The organism is Streptacidiphilus jiangxiensis (assembly GCF_900109465.1).
GTDB classification, from domain to species: Bacteria; Actinomycetota; Actinomycetes; order Streptomycetales; family Streptomycetaceae; genus Streptacidiphilus; species Streptacidiphilus jiangxiensis.
Genome location: NZ_FOAZ01000001.1, coordinates 66,757 through 82,262 on the forward strand (window position 1 = coordinate 66,757; position 15,506 = coordinate 82,262).

The 15,506-nt window shown below is 72.5% G+C and carries 16 protein-coding genes; 6 read left to right on the forward strand and 10 right to left on the reverse strand.

The features are described from left to right. Nucleotides 1–83: 83 nt before the first annotated feature. Nucleotides 84–1,157, forward strand: a complete 1,074-nt coding sequence (locus BMY61_RS47310; RefSeq protein ID WP_042453608.1) for a hypothetical protein — start codon at nucleotides 84–86, stop codon at nucleotides 1,155–1,157. Nucleotides 1,158–1,331: 174 nt separating this feature from the next. On the opposite strand, the gene BMY61_RS00300 is transcribed toward BMY61_RS47310, so the two are convergent. Further along, on the reverse strand, nucleotides 1,332–2,246 hold the full coding sequence (locus tag BMY61_RS00300; RefSeq protein ID WP_052439072.1) for a class I SAM-dependent methyltransferase: 915 nt from the start codon (nucleotides 2,244–2,246) through the stop codon (nucleotides 1,332–1,334). A gap of 57 nt (nucleotides 2,247–2,303) precedes the next feature. Further along, nucleotides 2,304–3,392: an ABC transporter substrate-binding protein gene (locus BMY61_RS00305; RefSeq protein ID WP_052439073.1), complete on the reverse strand. Its 1,089-nt coding sequence runs from the start codon at nucleotides 3,390–3,392 to the stop codon at nucleotides 2,304–2,306. A gap of 107 nt (nucleotides 3,393–3,499) precedes the next feature. Between BMY61_RS00305 and BMY61_RS00310 the strand changes: the two genes are divergently transcribed. Beyond that, on the forward strand, nucleotides 3,500–4,132 hold the full coding sequence (locus BMY61_RS00310) for an HAD family hydrolase (RefSeq protein ID WP_042453610.1): 633 nt from the start codon (nucleotides 3,500–3,502) through the stop codon (nucleotides 4,130–4,132). 90 nt (nucleotides 4,133–4,222) lie between these two features. Here BMY61_RS00310 and BMY61_RS00315 read toward each other — a convergent pair whose 3' ends face one another. Beyond that, nucleotides 4,223–4,477, reverse strand: a complete 255-nt coding sequence (locus tag BMY61_RS00315; RefSeq protein ID WP_042453698.1) for a hypothetical protein — start codon at nucleotides 4,475–4,477, stop codon at nucleotides 4,223–4,225. Between the two features lie 362 nt (nucleotides 4,478–4,839). On the opposite strand from BMY61_RS00315, the gene BMY61_RS48255 reads away from it, so the two are divergent. Continuing rightward, on the forward strand, nucleotides 4,840–5,223 hold the full coding sequence (locus BMY61_RS48255; RefSeq protein ID WP_042453611.1) for a cold-shock protein: 384 nt from the start codon (nucleotides 4,840–4,842) through the stop codon (nucleotides 5,221–5,223). Nucleotides 5,224–5,350: 127 nt separating this feature from the next. On the opposite strand, the gene BMY61_RS00325 is transcribed toward BMY61_RS48255, so the two are convergent. The 4 genes from BMY61_RS00325 to BMY61_RS00340 are packed head-to-tail and all read right to left on the reverse strand — an operon-like array spanning nucleotide 5,351 to nucleotide 8,981. Next, complete coding sequence (locus tag BMY61_RS00325) at nucleotides 5,351–6,262, reverse strand: 1,4-dihydroxy-6-naphtoate synthase (RefSeq protein ID WP_042453613.1); 912 nt, start codon at nucleotides 6,260–6,262, stop codon at nucleotides 5,351–5,353. Continuing rightward, nucleotides 6,259–6,981: a futalosine hydrolase gene (locus tag BMY61_RS00330; RefSeq protein ID WP_063773327.1), complete on the reverse strand. Its 723-nt coding sequence runs from the start codon at nucleotides 6,979–6,981 to the stop codon at nucleotides 6,259–6,261. The genes BMY61_RS00325 and BMY61_RS00330 overlap by 4 nt, the downstream gene beginning before the upstream one ends. After that, the gene (locus BMY61_RS00335; protein WP_042453615.1) at nucleotides 6,981–7,499 is read right to left on the reverse strand and encodes a hypothetical protein; all 519 of its coding nucleotides are present in this window, start codon (nucleotides 7,497–7,499) and stop codon (nucleotides 6,981–6,983) included. Before BMY61_RS00335 ends, BMY61_RS00330 begins: the two co-directional genes overlap by 1 nt. 27 nt (nucleotides 7,500–7,526) lie before the next feature. Beyond that, complete coding sequence (locus BMY61_RS00340) at nucleotides 7,527–8,981, reverse strand: MFS transporter (RefSeq protein WP_082015330.1); 1,455 nt, start codon at nucleotides 8,979–8,981, stop codon at nucleotides 7,527–7,529. Nucleotides 8,982–9,166: 185 nt separating this feature from the next. On the opposite strand from BMY61_RS00340, the gene BMY61_RS00345 reads away from it, so the two are divergent. Then, the gene (locus tag BMY61_RS00345; RefSeq protein ID WP_042453617.1) at nucleotides 9,167–10,093 is read left to right on the forward strand and encodes a DUF3027 domain-containing protein; all 927 of its coding nucleotides are present in this window, start codon (nucleotides 9,167–9,169) and stop codon (nucleotides 10,091–10,093) included. 120 nt (nucleotides 10,094–10,213) lie between these two features. Here BMY61_RS00345 and BMY61_RS00350 read toward each other — a convergent pair whose 3' ends face one another. From BMY61_RS00350 to BMY61_RS00360, 3 genes are read right to left on the reverse strand one after another with little or no spacing between them, the layout of a single operon-like run. Then, nucleotides 10,214–11,158, reverse strand: coding sequence for an isopenicillin N synthase family dioxygenase (locus tag BMY61_RS00350; RefSeq protein WP_042453619.1), 945 nt, complete (start codon nucleotides 11,156–11,158; stop codon nucleotides 10,214–10,216). Continuing rightward, nucleotides 11,155–11,604, reverse strand: coding sequence for a nucleoside deaminase (locus BMY61_RS00355; RefSeq protein WP_042453620.1), 450 nt, complete (start codon nucleotides 11,602–11,604; stop codon nucleotides 11,155–11,157). The genes BMY61_RS00350 and BMY61_RS00355 overlap by 4 nt, the downstream gene beginning before the upstream one ends. Before the next feature lie 4 nt (nucleotides 11,605–11,608). Next, entirely contained in the window at nucleotides 11,609–13,030 is a 1,422-nt protein-coding gene (locus BMY61_RS00360; protein WP_042453622.1) for a purine-cytosine permease family protein, read from the reverse strand. Nucleotides 13,031–13,137: 107 nt separating this feature from the next. On the opposite strand from BMY61_RS00360, the gene BMY61_RS00365 reads away from it, so the two are divergent. Both BMY61_RS00365 and mqnP read left to right on the forward strand, forming a co-directional pair. Further along, nucleotides 13,138–14,595 (forward strand): menaquinone biosynthesis decarboxylase, encoded by a 1,458-nt coding sequence (locus tag BMY61_RS00365; protein WP_042453624.1) that lies wholly within the window; start codon nucleotides 13,138–13,140, stop codon nucleotides 14,593–14,595. After that, a complete protein-coding gene (mqnP, locus tag BMY61_RS00370; protein ID WP_042453626.1) occupies nucleotides 14,595–15,494 on the forward strand; it encodes a menaquinone biosynthesis prenyltransferase MqnP in 900 nt (299 codons plus the stop codon). Before BMY61_RS00365 ends, mqnP begins: the two co-directional genes overlap by 1 nt. Nucleotides 15,495–15,506 lie beyond the last annotated feature (12 nt).

Consider the following 15,506-nt stretch of genomic DNA (forward strand, 5'->3'; position numbering starts at 1 on the left):
CGCTGTTCCGGGTAAGGCCGTGACGTCCGCACGACGCCCCCTAAGCTGACGCCGGAGCTGGTTGCGGGGAGGGCGGGAGCACCATGGGGATCGAGAGCGAGCAGCTGGTCTACGACTACCTGAGTCGCGTCGGGGACATCGCCGGGCGGTCCGGCGGGCTGACGGCGGCGCAGCGTGCTCGGCTCGTCAACGAGCTGCGGCAGACCATCGACTCGCAGCGTGCCGCGAACTCCTCGTCCTCCGTCCGTGCGGAGGTCGGTGCCGTCCGCAGGATCCTGGCCGGGCTCGGCACGCCGGACGAGGTGGTGGCACGCGCCTCCGGCGGGGCGATGTGGCCCACCGCCGGCCCCTCCGTCCCCGCCCAGTCCCGGTCGGCCACCGCGACGATGCCCGGCACCACGTCCGGCGCGACGCCCATGATCCCCTCGCAGGCGCAGCCGCCCGCGGTCGAGGGGCGGGTGGAGTTCGTCAGCGCCGATGCCGGCCGACAGCCCCTGACCGGTGGCGTGCCGCTGTGGTCCGCCGAGCCGGAGAGCGGGGACTACCCCGGCGCGAACGGCGTCCGGATGGTGCAGTTGCCCGGCTGGTCCGGCACGTTCGACGGGGCGCCCCCGACCTGGGATCCCTCCGGCGTCATCCATCCGCTCACCGGACTTCCCGTGGCCCCTCCGGCCGGTGTCCCCGGCGAGGTGCCGTTCCCCGGCGCCGGGGCCCCGTTCGTGGCGCAGCCGAGGCCGGGTCTGCTGCGTCGCCTGCTCGGCGCGTCCGCGACCGCGCCGGCACCGGCGGGCGCGGTCGCGGAGCCCGTCGCCGCGGTGCCGCGCGCACCGATTCCGTTCGTCGAGGCGGTGGCGACGCTGGTGCTGGCCGCTGGCGCGGTGACGGGGTTCTGGTACGTGGCGATCCTCGGCTGGCTCTTCGCTTACGGCGGACGCCGGCTCGGCCGCGGGGTCGGCCGCTTCGCGGCACTGTGGATCCCCGGCCTCACCGCGGCGGCCTGCGGCTTCTGGCTCTACCGGACCGGACACCCGGCCGGCCACCCGGCTCTGACGAACGCGCAGTTCGCTACCGCGACACACAACGCCTTCGCCTTCTGGCTCCGGGCCGCCTCCGCGCTCTCCGCCGCGTTCCTCGCCTGGCGCATCACCCGCCGCTGAGCCCTGTTCGAGCAGCCGGGTCAGTTGCACCTCCAGGGGCGCGGGGAACCGTGCGACAGGCCACTGATGCGCGGATGGTCCTCGACGCTCAGGGCCATTCGCACAGGGTGGCTTCTCGCGCGCCCACGCAGGGGGCACCTCCCGGCCGAGGATGGTGCAACCGGCCCGGCTGCCCTACGCCTCCCGCACGGCCGTGGTGAACCGCAGGGCGGTCGTGCTGCGCAGGATGCCGTCCGGGTCGCGGAGTTCGTCCAGCTCCGCCAGCGCCGCGGACTTCGCGGCGTCGCGGCGGGCGTGGGGGATCTTCTCGAGCCAGGCCCGGCGGCCCGTCGACCACTGGGAGCGCCACCACGCCTCGCCGCTCTCGATCACGTGCACGGAGGTCTCCTCCACCGTGCGCACCTGCGTGAAGCCGCACGCGGTGAACAGCTCCGCGATCGACTCGGCGGTGTCGAACGCCGGGTGGCCGCCGCGTGCGCCCTGGCGCGGGGAGGACGCCGGCAGCGGGTCGTCGAGAAAGGCCAGCGCTGCGTCCAGCGGGCGGGTCCAGCGCGGGTCGGGGACGGCGCCCCAGCTGGACATGGCGAAGCGTCCGCCGGGGACGAGGATGTGGTGGGCCGAGCGCAGCACCGCCGCCGGGTCGGGGGTGATGAACAGCATCAGCCCGGCCAGCACCGCCTCGAAGGAGCCGGTGGGGAAGCCGGGGTCCTCGGCGTCGCCGACGCGGGCGGTGACGTTGCGCAGGCCGCGCTGCGCGATGTCCGCGGCGGTGGCGTGGGCCATGCCGGGGGAGAGGTCGAGGCCGGCCACGTAGCCGTCCGGGCCGACCGCCGTCGCGGCGGCGAAGAGCACCGCGCCGCGGCCGCAGCCGACGTCGAGGACCCGGTCGCCGAGCCGCAGGCCGGCCAGTTCGACCAGACGGCTGCCGCTGGACCGGAAGAACTCGGCGTCCACGGTTCCGTAGGTGTCCGCGACCAGGTCGAAGCCCTCCGCGATGAACGTCTTCCGCGCTGCCGCCGCGCGCTCCCGCTCGCGTGGCGACCCGTGTTCCTGGTGGTCCCGCTGCTGTTGAGTTCTCGTCGTCGGCATGGAGCCATGGTGTTCCCGCGTGAGGTACATCACAAGACTCTTGGCGCGTATCGGTCGCTACCCGCCCAAGTAGCGCCTGAGTTGACCGAGGATCAGGTCGGCCCCGAAGTAGCCGACACCCTGGTACCAGAGCTGGTCGTCGACGGCGTAGACGCGCCGGGCCTTGACGGCCGACAGGTCCGCCCATTCCGGACTGCCGAGCACCTCGTTCGTGTGGGCCCGGGCGGGATCGCCGTAGGTGGCGTAGAAGATCGTGGTGCCGTCGGCCTCGCCGAGCTTGGACTCCCCGGGGATGACGACCTCCGTCGTGTTCCCGTTCTGCGAGGCGGGTCGGCCCAGCTGGACGTCTGCGAGCAGGACTCCGAGGAAGCTGTGGGCGGCGATCACGCGAGGGTCCTGGCCCTGGACGAAGCGGACCAGGCTGATCTGCTGCTTGCGGGTCGTTCCGGAGCCGCCCAGTTCGGCGGTGACCTCGCGGACGTGGTCCTGGTAGGAGGTGGTGATCGTGTCCGCGACGGACTGGGCGTTCAGCGCCTGGGCGTGCAGTTGGAAGTCCTGCTTCCACGACGCCCCGGTCGACTCGGTGAGGACGGTCGGCGCGATCGCCGACAGCGCCTCGTAGCGCGACCCGTCGGTGGCCCGGCTGGACAGGATCAGGTCGGGCTGCAGCCGCTCGATCGCGGTCAGGTCCGGCGCGCCGACCACCCCCACTGGTGCGATCGGGGCGAGCCAGGCGGCCGGGAAGTAGTCCGGCAGGCCGGAGTCGAGTGCGCTGCGCGCCGCGCCGACGGGGGTGAAACCGAGGGTCAGCGCGGAGTCCAGCTCGGCGGTCCCCAGCACGACGACCCGGGTGGGTGCGGCGGGGACGCGGACCTGACCGGTCGCGGCGTCGACGGTCCGGGTGGGTGGCGGGGTGGGCGAGGCGGAGGCGCTCGGCGAGCCCTCCGTGCCGGGCGAACCCGCCGCACTCCCCGAACCGGTCGCGCCGACCGCCTCCGCGGCGCCGGACGCACCGGCGGAGGAACTGGAGGCGGAGCCGGAGTCCGGTGGCAGGCGGTTGTCGCCCTTGCAGCCGGCCAGCAGAACGCCCGCGCCCAGTGCGCCGAGCGCGCCGAGCAGTGTGCGGCGCGAGCAGGAACCCGACATCCGGCCTCCCAAGGCTTCTGGTGTCCCGTGCGCTTTTCAGCGGGTTTGTCCCGAAAGAGATCCAGCTCGCAGTATCGCCCACGGTCCGCCCGAATAGGGTGAAGGCCATGACGCCGTTGACGCCGCTCCCTCCCCTGGCCGTCGGGTTCGACCTCGACATGACGCTGATCGACTCGCGCCCGGGGATCGCCCGCGCCTACGAGCTCCTCTCCCGGGAGACCGGGACGCCGATCGACTCCGAACTGGTCGTCTCGCGGCTCGGGCCGCCGGTCGAGATCGAGATGGCCCACTGGTTCCCGGCCGAGGAGGTGGCCTCCATGTCCGACCGGTACCGGGCGCTCTACGCCGAGAACGGCGTCGCCGGGGTCACGCCGCTGCCGGGCGCGCTGGAGGCGCTTGCCGCCGTGCGCGCGGCCGGCGGGCGGACCGTCGTCGTGACGGGCAAGTACACGCCCAACGCCAAGCTGAACCTCGCCGCCCTGGACATGCGCGTCGACGCCCTGCACGGCGACGTCTTCGCCGCCGGCAAGGCGGAGGCGCTGCGCGCGGAGGGCGTCAGCGTCTACGTGGGGGACCACCTCGGCGACGTGGAGGGTGCGCGGGTGGCCGGGGCCCTGGCCGTCGCCGTCGCCACCGGCCCGTACGACCAAGAGAGCCTGCGCGCCGCGGGCGCGGACGTGGTCCTCGCCGACCTGACCGCGTTCCCGGCCTGGCTCGACGCCCACCTCCGCGACGCGTAGCCGCGACGCCCGGCCGCAGCCTGGCACAGCCTCGACGCCCGGCCGCAGCCTCGACGCCCGGCCGGAGCCTGGCACAGAGGCAGGAGCCGGTCAGTCGGAGGTGACCTGGCGGCGTTGCGCGCGGGCCGAGCGGAACAGCCCGCCGAGGGCGACGGCGAAGCCGAGCGGCATCACCATGCAGACGAAGTAGGCCGGGGTCGGCAGCCGGTGCAGGCCGAGGAAGAGCGGAAGCACGGTGGCGATGGTGGCGACCGCGCCGACGGCGAACAGGATCGCCCCGGCGCGGACCAGCCCGTCGCCCGGCGCCGTCGAAGTGCTCGTCCGGGAGATGGAGTCAGCGTTCACGCCCTCCACGCTAACCGGTCCGCACAGGTGCGCGTCGCGCCCGGGGTTAGCCCGGCACTCGGGGAGGGTATGCACGTCACGCACGGGGACCGTGCGTGCGCGCAGCGGCACCGCTGCGACGCGACCTGGCTGTTCGAGGAGGGGGTGCACCATGTCCGCTGCGACGACCACACGTCGATGGCGTGTGGCGCCGGCGCCTCCCGTGCCTCCGGCGGAGCAATCGGGTCGATCATTTCGGCGCCGACCTGGAACAATGGCCCGGCGCTAGCTCGCCTGCGGCGCCCAGCGGTCACCACCGGTAGCCGGTGGGGTTCCGCACCCCGTACGACACACTCCGAAACGACTACCGACGAGGTCTCCCCATGCCTACGGGCAAAGTGAAGTGGTTCAACTCTGAGAAGGGCTTCGGCTTCCTCTCGCGCGACGACGGCGGCGACGTGTTCGTGCACTCCAAGGCGCTGCCCGTGGGCGTGGAGTCGTTGAAGCCCGGCCAGCGGGTCGAGTTCGGCGTGGTCGCCGGCCACCGGGGAGACCAGGCGTTGACGGTGACCCTCCTGGAGGAGGCCCCCTCGCTGGCCGCGGCGTCCCGCAAGAAGCCGGACGAGCTGGCCGCGATGGTCCAGGATCTGACGACCATCCTGGAGCAGATCCTCCCGGGTCTCCAGCGCGGCCGCTACCCGGACAAGCCGGTCGGCAAGCGCGTCGCCACCCTGCTGCACCACGTCGCCGACCAACTGGACGTCTAGTTGCCACTTGCTCAGGCGCGCGGGGAACTGCGCGACGAGCCACCGACGCGCGGATGGTCCTCACTGGACAGGGCCATCCGCACAGGGTGGTTGCTCGCGCCGTTCCCCGCGCCCCTGGTTGTGCAACTCACCCGGGGAACGAAAGCGCCTCGTCCGAGATTGCCGGGGTCAGCCCCTCGGCTGCCGCGCGGGTGAAGAGGCCGCGGACCGCGGCGTAGCCGGCCTCGCCGAGGTCCTCGGTGAACTCGTTGACGTAGAGGCCGATGTGCTGGTCGGCGACCGCCGGATCCATCTCCTGGGCGTGGGCCATCACGTAGTCGCGCGAGAGCGCGGGATCCGCCCAGGCCTGCCGCACGCTGCTGCGGATCGCGTCCGCCAGTGCGGTGAGCCGCTCCGTGCCCAGCGAACGCTTCGCGACGATCGCGCCGAGCGGGATGGGGAGGCCGGTCGCGGTCTCCCAGGCCTCGCCCATGTCGGCCAGGCAGTGCAGGCCGTAGTTCTGGTACGTGAACCGTGCCTCGTGGATGACCAGGCCCGCGTCGACCTTGCCGTCGCGCACTGCGGGCATGATCTCGTGGAAGGGCATGACCACGATCTCGCCGAGGCCTCCCGGGACGGCCTGCGCCGCCCAGAGGCGGAACAGCAGGTAGGCGGTGGAGCGCTCGCTCGGGACGGCCACCGTCCGTCCGCGCAGCGCGGACGGGTCGACGGAGGCCTCCGTGCCGTCGGAGAAGTTCGGGCCGGTGAGGACGAGAGGGCCGCAGCCGCGGCCCAGCGCGCCGCCGCAGGGCAGCAGGGCGTACTCGTCGAGGATCCACGGCAGCTGCGCGTAGGAGATCTTCAGGACGTCCAGTTCACCGCGCTCGGCCAGGCCGTTGGTGATGTCGATGTCGGCGAAGGTGACCTCGGGCGGCACCGCGCCCGCGACCAGGCCGTGAGCCCAGGCGTGGAAGACGAAGGTGTCGTTCGGGCAGGGCGAGTAGGCGATCGTCAGGGCCGACGAGGAGGCCGGGGCGGGGGCGGGGGAGGTAGAAGTCACCCGACCAGTGTCGCGTACGGCAGTTTCGCGTAGACGGCCGCCAGGGCGTCCAGCGCGTCGCCGATGCGCCATGCGCCGCGGTCGCGCGGGCCGACGGCGTTGGAGACGGTGCGCAGCTCCAGCACCGGAAGGGCGTGTCCGGAGGCCGCCTCGGCGACGCCGAAGCCCTCCATGGCCTCGGCGACGGCGCCGGGGTGACGTCCCAGCAGCTCGGCCGCGCGTTCCGCGCTGCCGGTGACGGTGGAGACCGTCAGCACCGTGCCGACGGCGGTCGGCCGGCCCGCCTCGCGCAGCGCGCGGGCCACCGGGTCGGCGGCCGGGCAGCTGTAGCGGACGCGGCCGAAGCCGAGCTCGGTGACGTCCGCGAAGCCGTCCGGCGTCTGCGCGCCGAGATCTGCCGCGACGATCGTGTCGGCGACGACGACGGAACCGATCGGTGCGGTGGGCGCGAAGCCGCCCGCGATGCCGGAGGAGACGGCCAGGCCGTAACCGGGGGACGCGGAGGCAGCGAGGGCCAGGGCCGTCGCGGTGGCCGCCGCTGCCGCCGCGGGGCCGACACCCGCGACCACCACGTCGAGCGGGCCGACCGAGGTCAGCGGATACCCGCCGGGCAGTGCGCGCTCGACCGGCTCGGCGTCGCCGAACCGGCTGCGGGCACCACGCAGCACCGCCGCCGCTTCGGGAGCGACGGCGGTGACGACGAGGAGGCGGGAGGGGATCAGGACCCCTGCTGCTTCACCACGAACGTCCAGACGCCGTAGATCTGCTTGCCGGAGTCGTCGCTCTCGACGACCGTGACCGGGGCGCTGCCGGTCTGGGAGGCCTGCAGGGCCGCGGCGAGCGGGATGTTGCCGACCTGCTGGTTGGTGGTGCGGGAGAACAGGCCGACCGGCTGCTGCTGCCCGGGCACCTGCGCGTACCAGCCCTTGGCGGCGATGTCCTCATTGGTGTTGATCATAAAGGTGCCGTTCTGGGCGACCTCCAGGGTGGGCGTGTCCTTGCCGCCCGCCTGGGCCTTGGCCAGGTCCTTGAGGCAGGAGGTGATCTGCTTCTGGGTGAGCACGTCACCGTTGTTCCAGCAGACCGGCGCGAACTGCTTCCAGGTCGACCCCGAGGTCGCGGCGACCATGGGCTTCGGCTGGCCGAAGTGGTGCGCGAGGGGGATGGACCAGCCGAGCGTCGCGACGCCGACGACGGCGACAGCTCCAAGGGCGGCGACACCGCGGTTGAGACTCATGGTGCTGAGGCTACCGTCCCGTGACGATCACGCCACGTCGGGGGCGGCCGCCGCGTGACGCACGTGGAGCGTCGTACGGGCCCGGACGGCCCACAGCAGGGCCACCCCCATCAGCGCGGAGGCCGTGGCCATGCCGACCTCGCCGACCAGCGGCAGCACGATCCCGAGGCCGCCGCCGAGCACCCAGGTCAGCTGGACGACCGTCTCCGAACGGGCGAATGCGGAGGTCCGGACGGTCTCCGGCACGTCGCGCTGGATCAGCGCGTCGAGGGCGACCTTGCCCATGCACTGCGCGAAGCCGGAGACGAAGGCCAGCAGCACCACGGTGGGAGCGCCGTAGAAGACCGCCGCGGCCAGCGCCGAGCCGAAGGCCAGGGCCAGCATCAACGTGACGAGCGTCTCAGGGCCCCGGGTGCGCAGCCAGGCGCCGACGACCGTGCCGAGGGTGTTGCCGATGCCGAGCGCGGCGGCGACGAGGGCCAGCGACGCTGTCGCGGGCAGTCCGGCGAGCGGGTGCTCGCGGACCAGGAAGGCCAGGAAGAAGGTGAGGAAGCCGAACAGGACGCGCAGCGAGCCCTCCGCGCCGAGCGCGAGGATCACGCCGGGGCCGACCGAGCGCAGCACCGCCTTGGCGCTGTGCCGCGTCGCGGCGGGCTCGGTCCCCGCCTCGTCCGTGTCCGTCGTGTCGGTCGAACCGGTGTGCGGCGCGTCGGCGGGTTCGGCGGATTCGGCGTGCAGCAGGGCCCGCTCCTCACCCTTGGCCAGGTCCACCTTGTGCGGCAGCGCGAAGGCGAGCCCGGCGCCCACGACGTAGATCAGGAACGCCCCGCGCAGCGGCCAGTCCGGTCCGATCAGGTGCAGCAGGCCGCCCAGCACGGCGGCCACGCCGGTGGAGAGCAGCCCGGCGAGGGAGACCCGCGAGTTCGCCTTCACCAGTGGCAGTTGTGGCGGCCGTAGTCGTGGCACCACGACGCTGCGGATCACCCCGTAGGCCTTGGACGCGACCAGCACACCGAGCGCCAGCGGATAGATCTGCAGCCCCGCCCCGGCGATCGAGCCCGCCATCATCCACGCGAGCGCGGCGCGCACCAGCATGCTGCCGGCCATCGCCGCCCGGCGTCCGCTCGGGATCCGGTCCAGCAGCGGACCGATCACCGGGGCGAGGAGGACGAACGGCGCCATGGTGATCAGCAGGTAGAGGGCGACACGCCCGCGCGCCTCGTGCGTCGGCACCGAGAAGAAGATCGTCGAGGCCAGCGCGACGGTGATCATCATGTCGCCCGCGGAGTTGACCGCGTGCAGTTCGATCAGCTTGGCCAGGCCCGACTCGCCCGCGCCCTCCGCGGACGTCGCCTTGCGGATCCCGCGCCCCGTCGCGTTCGCGGCGTTGCCGGTGCGCAGGGCGGCAGCCGAGGTGAACCGGTGTACGGCTGACGCCGCACGCCGGGCTTTTCCCGCTTCCGCCTCGGCCATATCTCCCATGGTGCCCGACAGGGAGGGCGCGGAGCGGTAGTTTCAGCGGCGGGTTCCGCGTCCACACGGGACAGCGGAGCGGACGTTCGGCAAGAATAGGAACCCGGACCGCCGCCGCGCGCACCCCGCGCAGGGTGGCTGGTTCGAGGGCGTGGTTGGGGCCGCGACGAGGTGTAGGAGAGAATCGGTCCGTGATGACTGCTGCGACGACGACGCGAAGCCGTACCCCTGACCGCGTGTGCGCCGAGGCCGTGGAGTTCGCCCGGCACGCGGCGGTCGACGCCGTCGGTGCTGCGGCTGTCGGTGAGCACCTCGGCCTGGACGTCGAGGGCGAACGCGTGGTCACCCACTACTTCGCCACCACCGAGAGGGCCTACCGGGGCTGGCGCTGGGCGGTCACGGTGACCCGTGCTGCGCGGGCCAAGCAGGTCACCCTCGACGAAACGGTGCTGCTGCCCGGGCAGGACGCGCTGATCGCGCCGGAGTGGGTGCCGTGGAGCGAGCGCCTGCGCCCGGGTGACCTCGGCCCCGGTGACCTCCTCCCCAGCGAGGCGGACGACCTGCGCCTGGAGCCGGGCTACTCCGGCGACGAAGAGCCCGCGCCGAACTCGGTGCTGGCGGAGGACCGCCTGTCCGGCATCGCCGGAGAGGACGTGGCGATCGAGCCCGACGGCGGACGCGTGCAGGTCGCCGCGGACGTCGAGCGCGCGCAGATCGCGTCCGTCGCCGACGAGCTGGGCATGGGCCGGCCTCGGGTGCTCAGCCGGCTCGGCCTCAACCTGGCCGCGGACCGCTGGGAGAAGGAGTTCGGCGCGCACTCGCCGATGGCGCAGGCGGCGCCGGCGGCGTGTGTCTCGTGCGGCTTCATGGTTCCGCTGGGCGGCTCGCTGAGTCAGGCCTTCGGCGTGTGCAGCAACGAGTTCAGCCCCGCGGACGGGCGCATCATCTCCCTCGCGTACGGCTGCGGCGCCCACTCCGAGGCGGCGGTCATGCCGGCTCCCGCGGTTCCGGCTGCGCCGGTCCTGGACGAGTTCTCCCTCGAACCCCTCCCGCTCCACCCGGACCGCTCCGGCGGCTCCGTCGAGGAGAGCACCCCGGCCGAGGAGCTCGGCCACAGCTGACGGTCACCCTCAGGGGCGCGAGGAACTGCGCGAGCAACCCACCCGAGGCGGATGGCCCTGTCCGCTCGGGATCTCAAGGCCGCGGGTGGCTTGTCGCGCAGTTCCTCGCGCCCCTGAGGGTCACACCGTGATTGCCTCCAGTTTCCGTCGCAGGTACTCCGACGAATCCACCGGCGCGTATGCGACCGGGCCGGCCACCGGGGACACCCGCGTGTGGGGGTCGCACTCGTAGAAGAACACCAGCGACATCAGGTCCTCCTCCGGCGCCTCCGCCGACGGCGGCAGCACGCGGTGGCGCCCGCTGCGCCACCGGTCGCCCGTCCAGCGCGCCATCAGGTCGCCGATGTTGACCGTCAGCGCGCCCGGGACGAACGGCGCGTCGACCCAGCCCTCGCCCGGGATGTCGACCTGGAGGCCGCCGAGGCCGGGCTCGCGGTCCAGCAGGGTCACCGTGCCGAAATCCGTGTGGGGGCCGATCCGGAACTGGCCGGGTTCCGGTGCGCCGACCACGGAGACGCCCGGGTACCAGTTGATGTTCAGCGTGTAGGTGGGATGCCGGGTGTGGTCGGTGAAGAACGACTCGCCCTGGCCGAGCGCCGCGCCCAGCAGGCGCAGGATCTCGTCGGACAGGGTCCGCATCCGGGACAGGTAGGACTCGACGGCCGGCCGGAGCGCGGGGGCCTCCGCCGACGGCCAGCGGTTGGGCTGGAACCAGAAGGCGTCGATCGCGCTGTCGCCGCTCGGGGTGTCCGCGCCGACCGTCCAGGACTCCTTGAGGTCCGGTGGCGTGGGCGTTCCCTCGGCGTAGCCGTTGGCCTCCGCGCCCTTGGCCAGCCAGCCCCGGCCGCCGACACCGACGGAGTACCGCTGCTTCCTCGCCGACGGCAGGGCGAAGAACTCCCGTGCCGCCGCGCGCACCGCGCCCCGCTCCGCCGGGGTGACGCCGTGTCCGGTGACCAGCAGGAAGCCGGCGTTGCGCAGCGCGACGTCGACCGCCGTCGCCGTCGTGGCCTTCTCGGCCGCCGTGCCGGTCAGCCAGGGGCCGAGGTCGATGGTGGGGATCATGCGCCGATGTCCTCGTTCCACAGGTCGGGGTGGTCGCGGATGAAGTCCGTCATCATGCGGACGCACGCGGGGTCGTCGAGCAGCACGATCTCCACGCCGTGCTCGGCGAGCCAGTCGTGGCCGCCGTGGAAGGTGGTGGCCTCGCCGACGACGACGCGGCCGATGCCGAACTGCCGGACCAGGCCCGAGCAGTACCAGCAGGGCGAGAGCGTCGTCACCATCGTGGTGCGGCCGTAGCCGCGCAGCCGGCCGGCCGCGCGGAAGGCGGCGGTCTCGGCGTGCACGGAGGGATCGCCGTCCTGGACGCGACGGTTGTGGCCGGAGCCCAGCAGCTCGCCGTCGGGACCGAAGAGCGCGGCACCGATCGGGATGCCGCCCTCGGCGAGGCCGCGCTGGGCCTCGCCGACGGCGACGGAGAGAAGGGAGCGGTAATCGAGGGAGGGCATGTGCTTACGATGCCTCGGCGAGCCCGCCCCGAACCGGACCGAAGGCGGGAACCGCCCGGAGCGCCGCGTAGACCAGACCCGCGATCAGGAACCCGGCCAGGAACGCGATGTCGCCGATCTGCGGGACGTGCCGGGCGACCAGCCCGGTGTACTCCGTCTGGTTGGAGAAGAGCCAGACACCGAGCCCGGTGCCGACCGCCATGGCGACCGGCCCGGCCCAGTTGCCGAACCGCGCCGTCGGTGAGTTCGAGGCCGGCTCCAGATCCGCGGCTACCGTCGCGTCGTCCTGCCCGCGCCGGTACCAGCGGTCCAGGAAGACCACGGCCAGCCAGGGGCCGATCCAGTAGGTGATCACCAGCAGGAAGTCGGTGTACTTCGCGCCCGAGTCGTGCAGGCCCGACCAGGCCACCGCCGTCCCGGCCACGCCGAAGACCAGCGCGACCGTCGCCCGCCGCACGGACGCCGGGAGCCGGATGCCCATGGCCACGAACGACAGCGCGCCGGAGTAGATGTTCAGCGCGTTCGCGGCGATGCCGCCCACCGTGATCGCCAGCAGGGTCAGGTCGGCGAGCCAGCCGGGCAGCGGGTGCACGAAGGCGGCCGTCGGGGACAGCCCGGACGGCACCGTGATCGTCACCGAGGCCGCGCCGACGATCTCCAGCAGCACGCAGGACCAGAACACGCCGACGGCCGGCCACAGGCCCACCTGCCGGCGCGGCGTCGACGCGGGCAGGTAGCGGGTGTAGTCGGAGCCGTAGGGCGTCCAGCCGGCCGCGTAGCCGAAGGCGGCGCCGGCCGTCAGCAGGAAGGCGCCGGGGAAGGCGTGCGCGCCGGTCGCCGCGCCGAGGTGCGCCTTGCCGAGGATGACGGCCGCCGCGACCAGGAAGACCACCGTCAACACGGGGAAGGTGTACTTCTCCGCCGTGTGGATGAAGTTGTGGCCGAAGAAGGCGATGGCCACCTGCAGCACGGCCACCAGGAACAGGCAGAGCAGCACCGGCCAGCCCGTCAGTGTGCCGAGCGCGTACGCGGCGCTGACGCTGTTCACGGCGAACCAGCCGATCCCGGCGGTGAGCGCGTTCAGCCCGGCGGGCAGGGCGTTGCCGCGGTAGCCGAAGGCGGTGCGGCCGGCGACCATCTGCGGCACGCCGAAGCGGGGACCGGCCAGGCCGAGGAAGCCGTGTGCGACGGCGCCGAGCGCGGTGCCGAGCACGATGGCCAGGGCGGCCGACCAGAAGTCCAGACCGAACACGCCGACGCCGAGCACGCCGACGAAGACGGTGGCGAACTCCATGTTGGGTGAGGTCCAGGTCCACAGCAGGCCCAGCGGGCGGCCGTGGCGCGCGGAGGCGGGGACGGGTTCGGCCCCGGTGGGTTCGACGGCGAGGACGTGGTCCCCGTAGGCGGCTATCCGGTCGGTGGTCATGCCCGGCAGTGTCGGGGCGCCGTGCACCCCTGTAAATGCACGAAACAAAGCATTTACGCCCGCCCCCGCAATCGGTGATCGCGGACCCGTGACGGATACTGAGCGCTATGGCTTACGACGATCTACGGTCCTTCCTCCGAGCGCTGGAGCGCGAGGGCGACCTCAAGCGGATCAAGGTGGAGGTGGACCCGTACCTGGAGGTCGGGGAGATCGTCGACCGCGTGCAGAAGGCGAAGGGCCCGGCGCTGCTCTTCGAGAACGTCAAGGGTTCCTCGATGCCGCTGGCGATGAACGTCTTCGGCACCGAGCGCAGGCTGGCGAAGTCGCTGGGACTGAAGTCCGCCGACGAGATCGGCGAGAGGATCGCCGGGCTGCTCAAGCCGGAGCTGCCGCACGGCTTCACCGGCGTGCGCGAGGCCTTCGGCAAGCTGGCCGGGATGACGCACGTGCCGCCGAAGAAGGTGAAGCCGGGCGAGGCCAAGGTCCAGGAGGTCGTGCTCACCGGTGACGACGTGGACCTGATGCAGCTGCCCGCGCTGTTCACCTGGCCGCAGGACGGCGGGTCCTTCTTCAACCTGGGCCTGACCCACACCAAGGACCCGGACACCGGTGTCCGCAACCTCGGGCTCTACCGGCTGCAGCGCCATGACAAGCGCACCATCGGGATGCACTGGCAGATCCACAAGGACAGCCGCAACCACGCCGCGGTGGCCGCCAAGCGTGGCGAGAAGCTGCCGGTGGCGATCGCCTTCGGCTGCCCGCCGGCCGTCACCTACGCGGCCACCGCGCCGCTGCCGGGCGACATCGACGAGTACCTGTTCGCCGGATTCGTCGGCGGCGAGCGGGTGAGGATGGTCGACTGCAAGACCGTCCCGCTCCAGGTCCCGGCCGACGCCGAGGTCGTGCTCGAGGGGTGGTTGGACCCGGACGTGATGCTCCCCGAGGGCCCGTTCGGCGACCACACCGGCTTCTACACCCCGCAGGAGCCCTTCCCGGCGCTGACCATCGACTGCGTGACGATGCGCCGCCGTCCGATCCTGCAGTCCATCGTGGTCGGCCGCCCGCCGACGGAGGACGGTCCGCTGGGCAAGTTCACCGAGCGGTTCTTCCTGCCGCTGCTCAAGGTGATCGTGCCGGACATCGTCGACTACGACCTGCCCGAGGCCGGCGGCTTCCACAACTGCGTGATCGTCTCGATCGACAAGAAGTACCCCAAGCACGCGCAGAAGGTCATGCACGCGATCTGGGGCGCCCACATGATGTCGCTGACCAAGCTGATCATCGTGGTGGACTCCGACTGCGACGTCCACGACTACCACGAGGTCGCCTGGCGGGCGCTCGGCAACGTGGACTACAGCCGGGACCTGTCGGTGGTGGAAGGGCCGGTCGACCACCTCGACCACGCCTCCTACCAGCAGTTCTGGGGCGGCAAGGCGGGGATCGACGCGACCCGCAAGCTGCCGGAGGAGGGCTACACCCGCGACGGCGGCTGGCCCGAGATGGTCCTCTCGGACCCGGCCACGGCCTCGCTCGTGGACACGCGCTGGAAGGAGTACGGGCTCTGATGACTACGGCTGTCGCCACGCCGGAGATCGGCAAGACGAAGGCGTTCCTGCGGCTGGTGATGATCGAGCACTCGGTCTTCGCGCTGCCCTTCGCCTACATCGCCGCGCTGACGGCGATGTTCCTGCAGGACGGGCACGTGCACTGGACCCAGCTGCTGCTGGTGACCCTGTGCATGGTGGGTCTGCGGACCTTCGCCATGGCCGCGAACCGCATCATCGACCGCGAGATCGACGCGCGGAACCCGCGGACGGCCGGACGCGAGCTGGTCACGGGGGCGGTCTCGCTGCGCACCGCGTACACCGGCTCTGCGGTCGCGCTGGTCGTCTTCCTCGCCGCCGCGGCGCTGCTCAACCCGCTCTGCCTGGCGCTGGCGCCGATCGCGGTGATCCCGATGGTGGTCTACCCCTACGGCAAGCGGTTCACCGACTTCCCGCACGCGATCCTGGGCCTGGCCCAGGCCATGGGCCCGATCGGCGCGTGGATCGCGGTCACCGGCACCTGGTCCTGGGAGGCCTGCGTGCTGGGCCTGGCCGTCGGCGTCTGGATCGGCGGCTTCGACCTGATCTTCGGCTGCCAGGACGTGATGGCCGACCGTGCCGACGGCGTCCGCTCCGTCCCGGCCCGCTTCGGCGTCGCCAACGCGCTCTACGGCGCGCGGGCCGCGCACGTCGTCACGATGCTGCTGCTCGGCTGGTACGCGTGGCTGACCGGGGCCGGGTGGGCGTTCTGGATGGGCCTCGTGGTGGTGGCCGTGGCGTTCGTCTACGAGCACTCCATCGTCCGTCCGGGTGACCTGAGCCGGCTCAACCGGGCCTTCTTCCAGGTGAACGGTTTCGTCGGGATCTCGCTGTTCTGCTTCGCCCTGCTCGACCTGGTGCTGCGCGGGCTCACTCCCTGACGGAATTTCAAC

Bases quoted from the DNA above. Each gene is read 5' to 3' on its own strand.
- BMY61_RS47310 (WP_042453608.1), top strand. From the start codon at position 84: ATGGGGATCGAGAGCGAGCAGCTGGTCTACGACTACCTGAGTCGCGTC.
- BMY61_RS00300 (WP_052439072.1), bottom strand. From the start codon at position 2,246: ATGCCGACGACGAGAACTCAACAGCAGCGGGACCACCAGGAACACGGG.
- BMY61_RS00305 (WP_052439073.1), bottom strand. From the start codon at position 3,392: ATGTCGGGTTCCTGCTCGCGCCGCACACTGCTCGGCGCGCTCGGCGCA.
- BMY61_RS00310 (WP_042453610.1), top strand. From the start codon at position 3,500: ATGACGCCGTTGACGCCGCTCCCTCCCCTGGCCGTCGGGTTCGACCTC.
- BMY61_RS48255 (WP_042453611.1), top strand. From the start codon at position 4,840: ATGCCTACGGGCAAAGTGAAGTGGTTCAACTCTGAGAAGGGCTTCGGC.
- BMY61_RS00335 (WP_042453615.1), bottom strand. From the start codon at position 7,499: ATGAGTCTCAACCGCGGTGTCGCCGCCCTTGGAGCTGTCGCCGTCGTC.
- BMY61_RS00340 (WP_082015330.1), bottom strand. From the start codon at position 8,981: ATGGGAGATATGGCCGAGGCGGAAGCGGGAAAAGCCCGGCGTGCGGCG.
- BMY61_RS00345 (WP_042453617.1), top strand. From the start codon at position 9,167: ATGACTGCTGCGACGACGACGCGAAGCCGTACCCCTGACCGCGTGTGC.
- BMY61_RS00350 (WP_042453619.1), bottom strand. From the start codon at position 11,158: ATGATCCCCACCATCGACCTCGGCCCCTGGCTGACCGGCACGGCGGCC.
- BMY61_RS00355 (WP_042453620.1), bottom strand. From the start codon at position 11,604: ATGCCCTCCCTCGATTACCGCTCCCTTCTCTCCGTCGCCGTCGGCGAG.
- BMY61_RS00360 (WP_042453622.1), bottom strand. From the start codon at position 13,030: ATGACCACCGACCGGATAGCCGCCTACGGGGACCACGTCCTCGCCGTC.
- BMY61_RS00365 (WP_042453624.1), top strand. From the start codon at position 13,138: ATGGCTTACGACGATCTACGGTCCTTCCTCCGAGCGCTGGAGCGCGAG.
- mqnP (WP_042453626.1), top strand. From the start codon at position 14,595: ATGACTACGGCTGTCGCCACGCCGGAGATCGGCAAGACGAAGGCGTTC.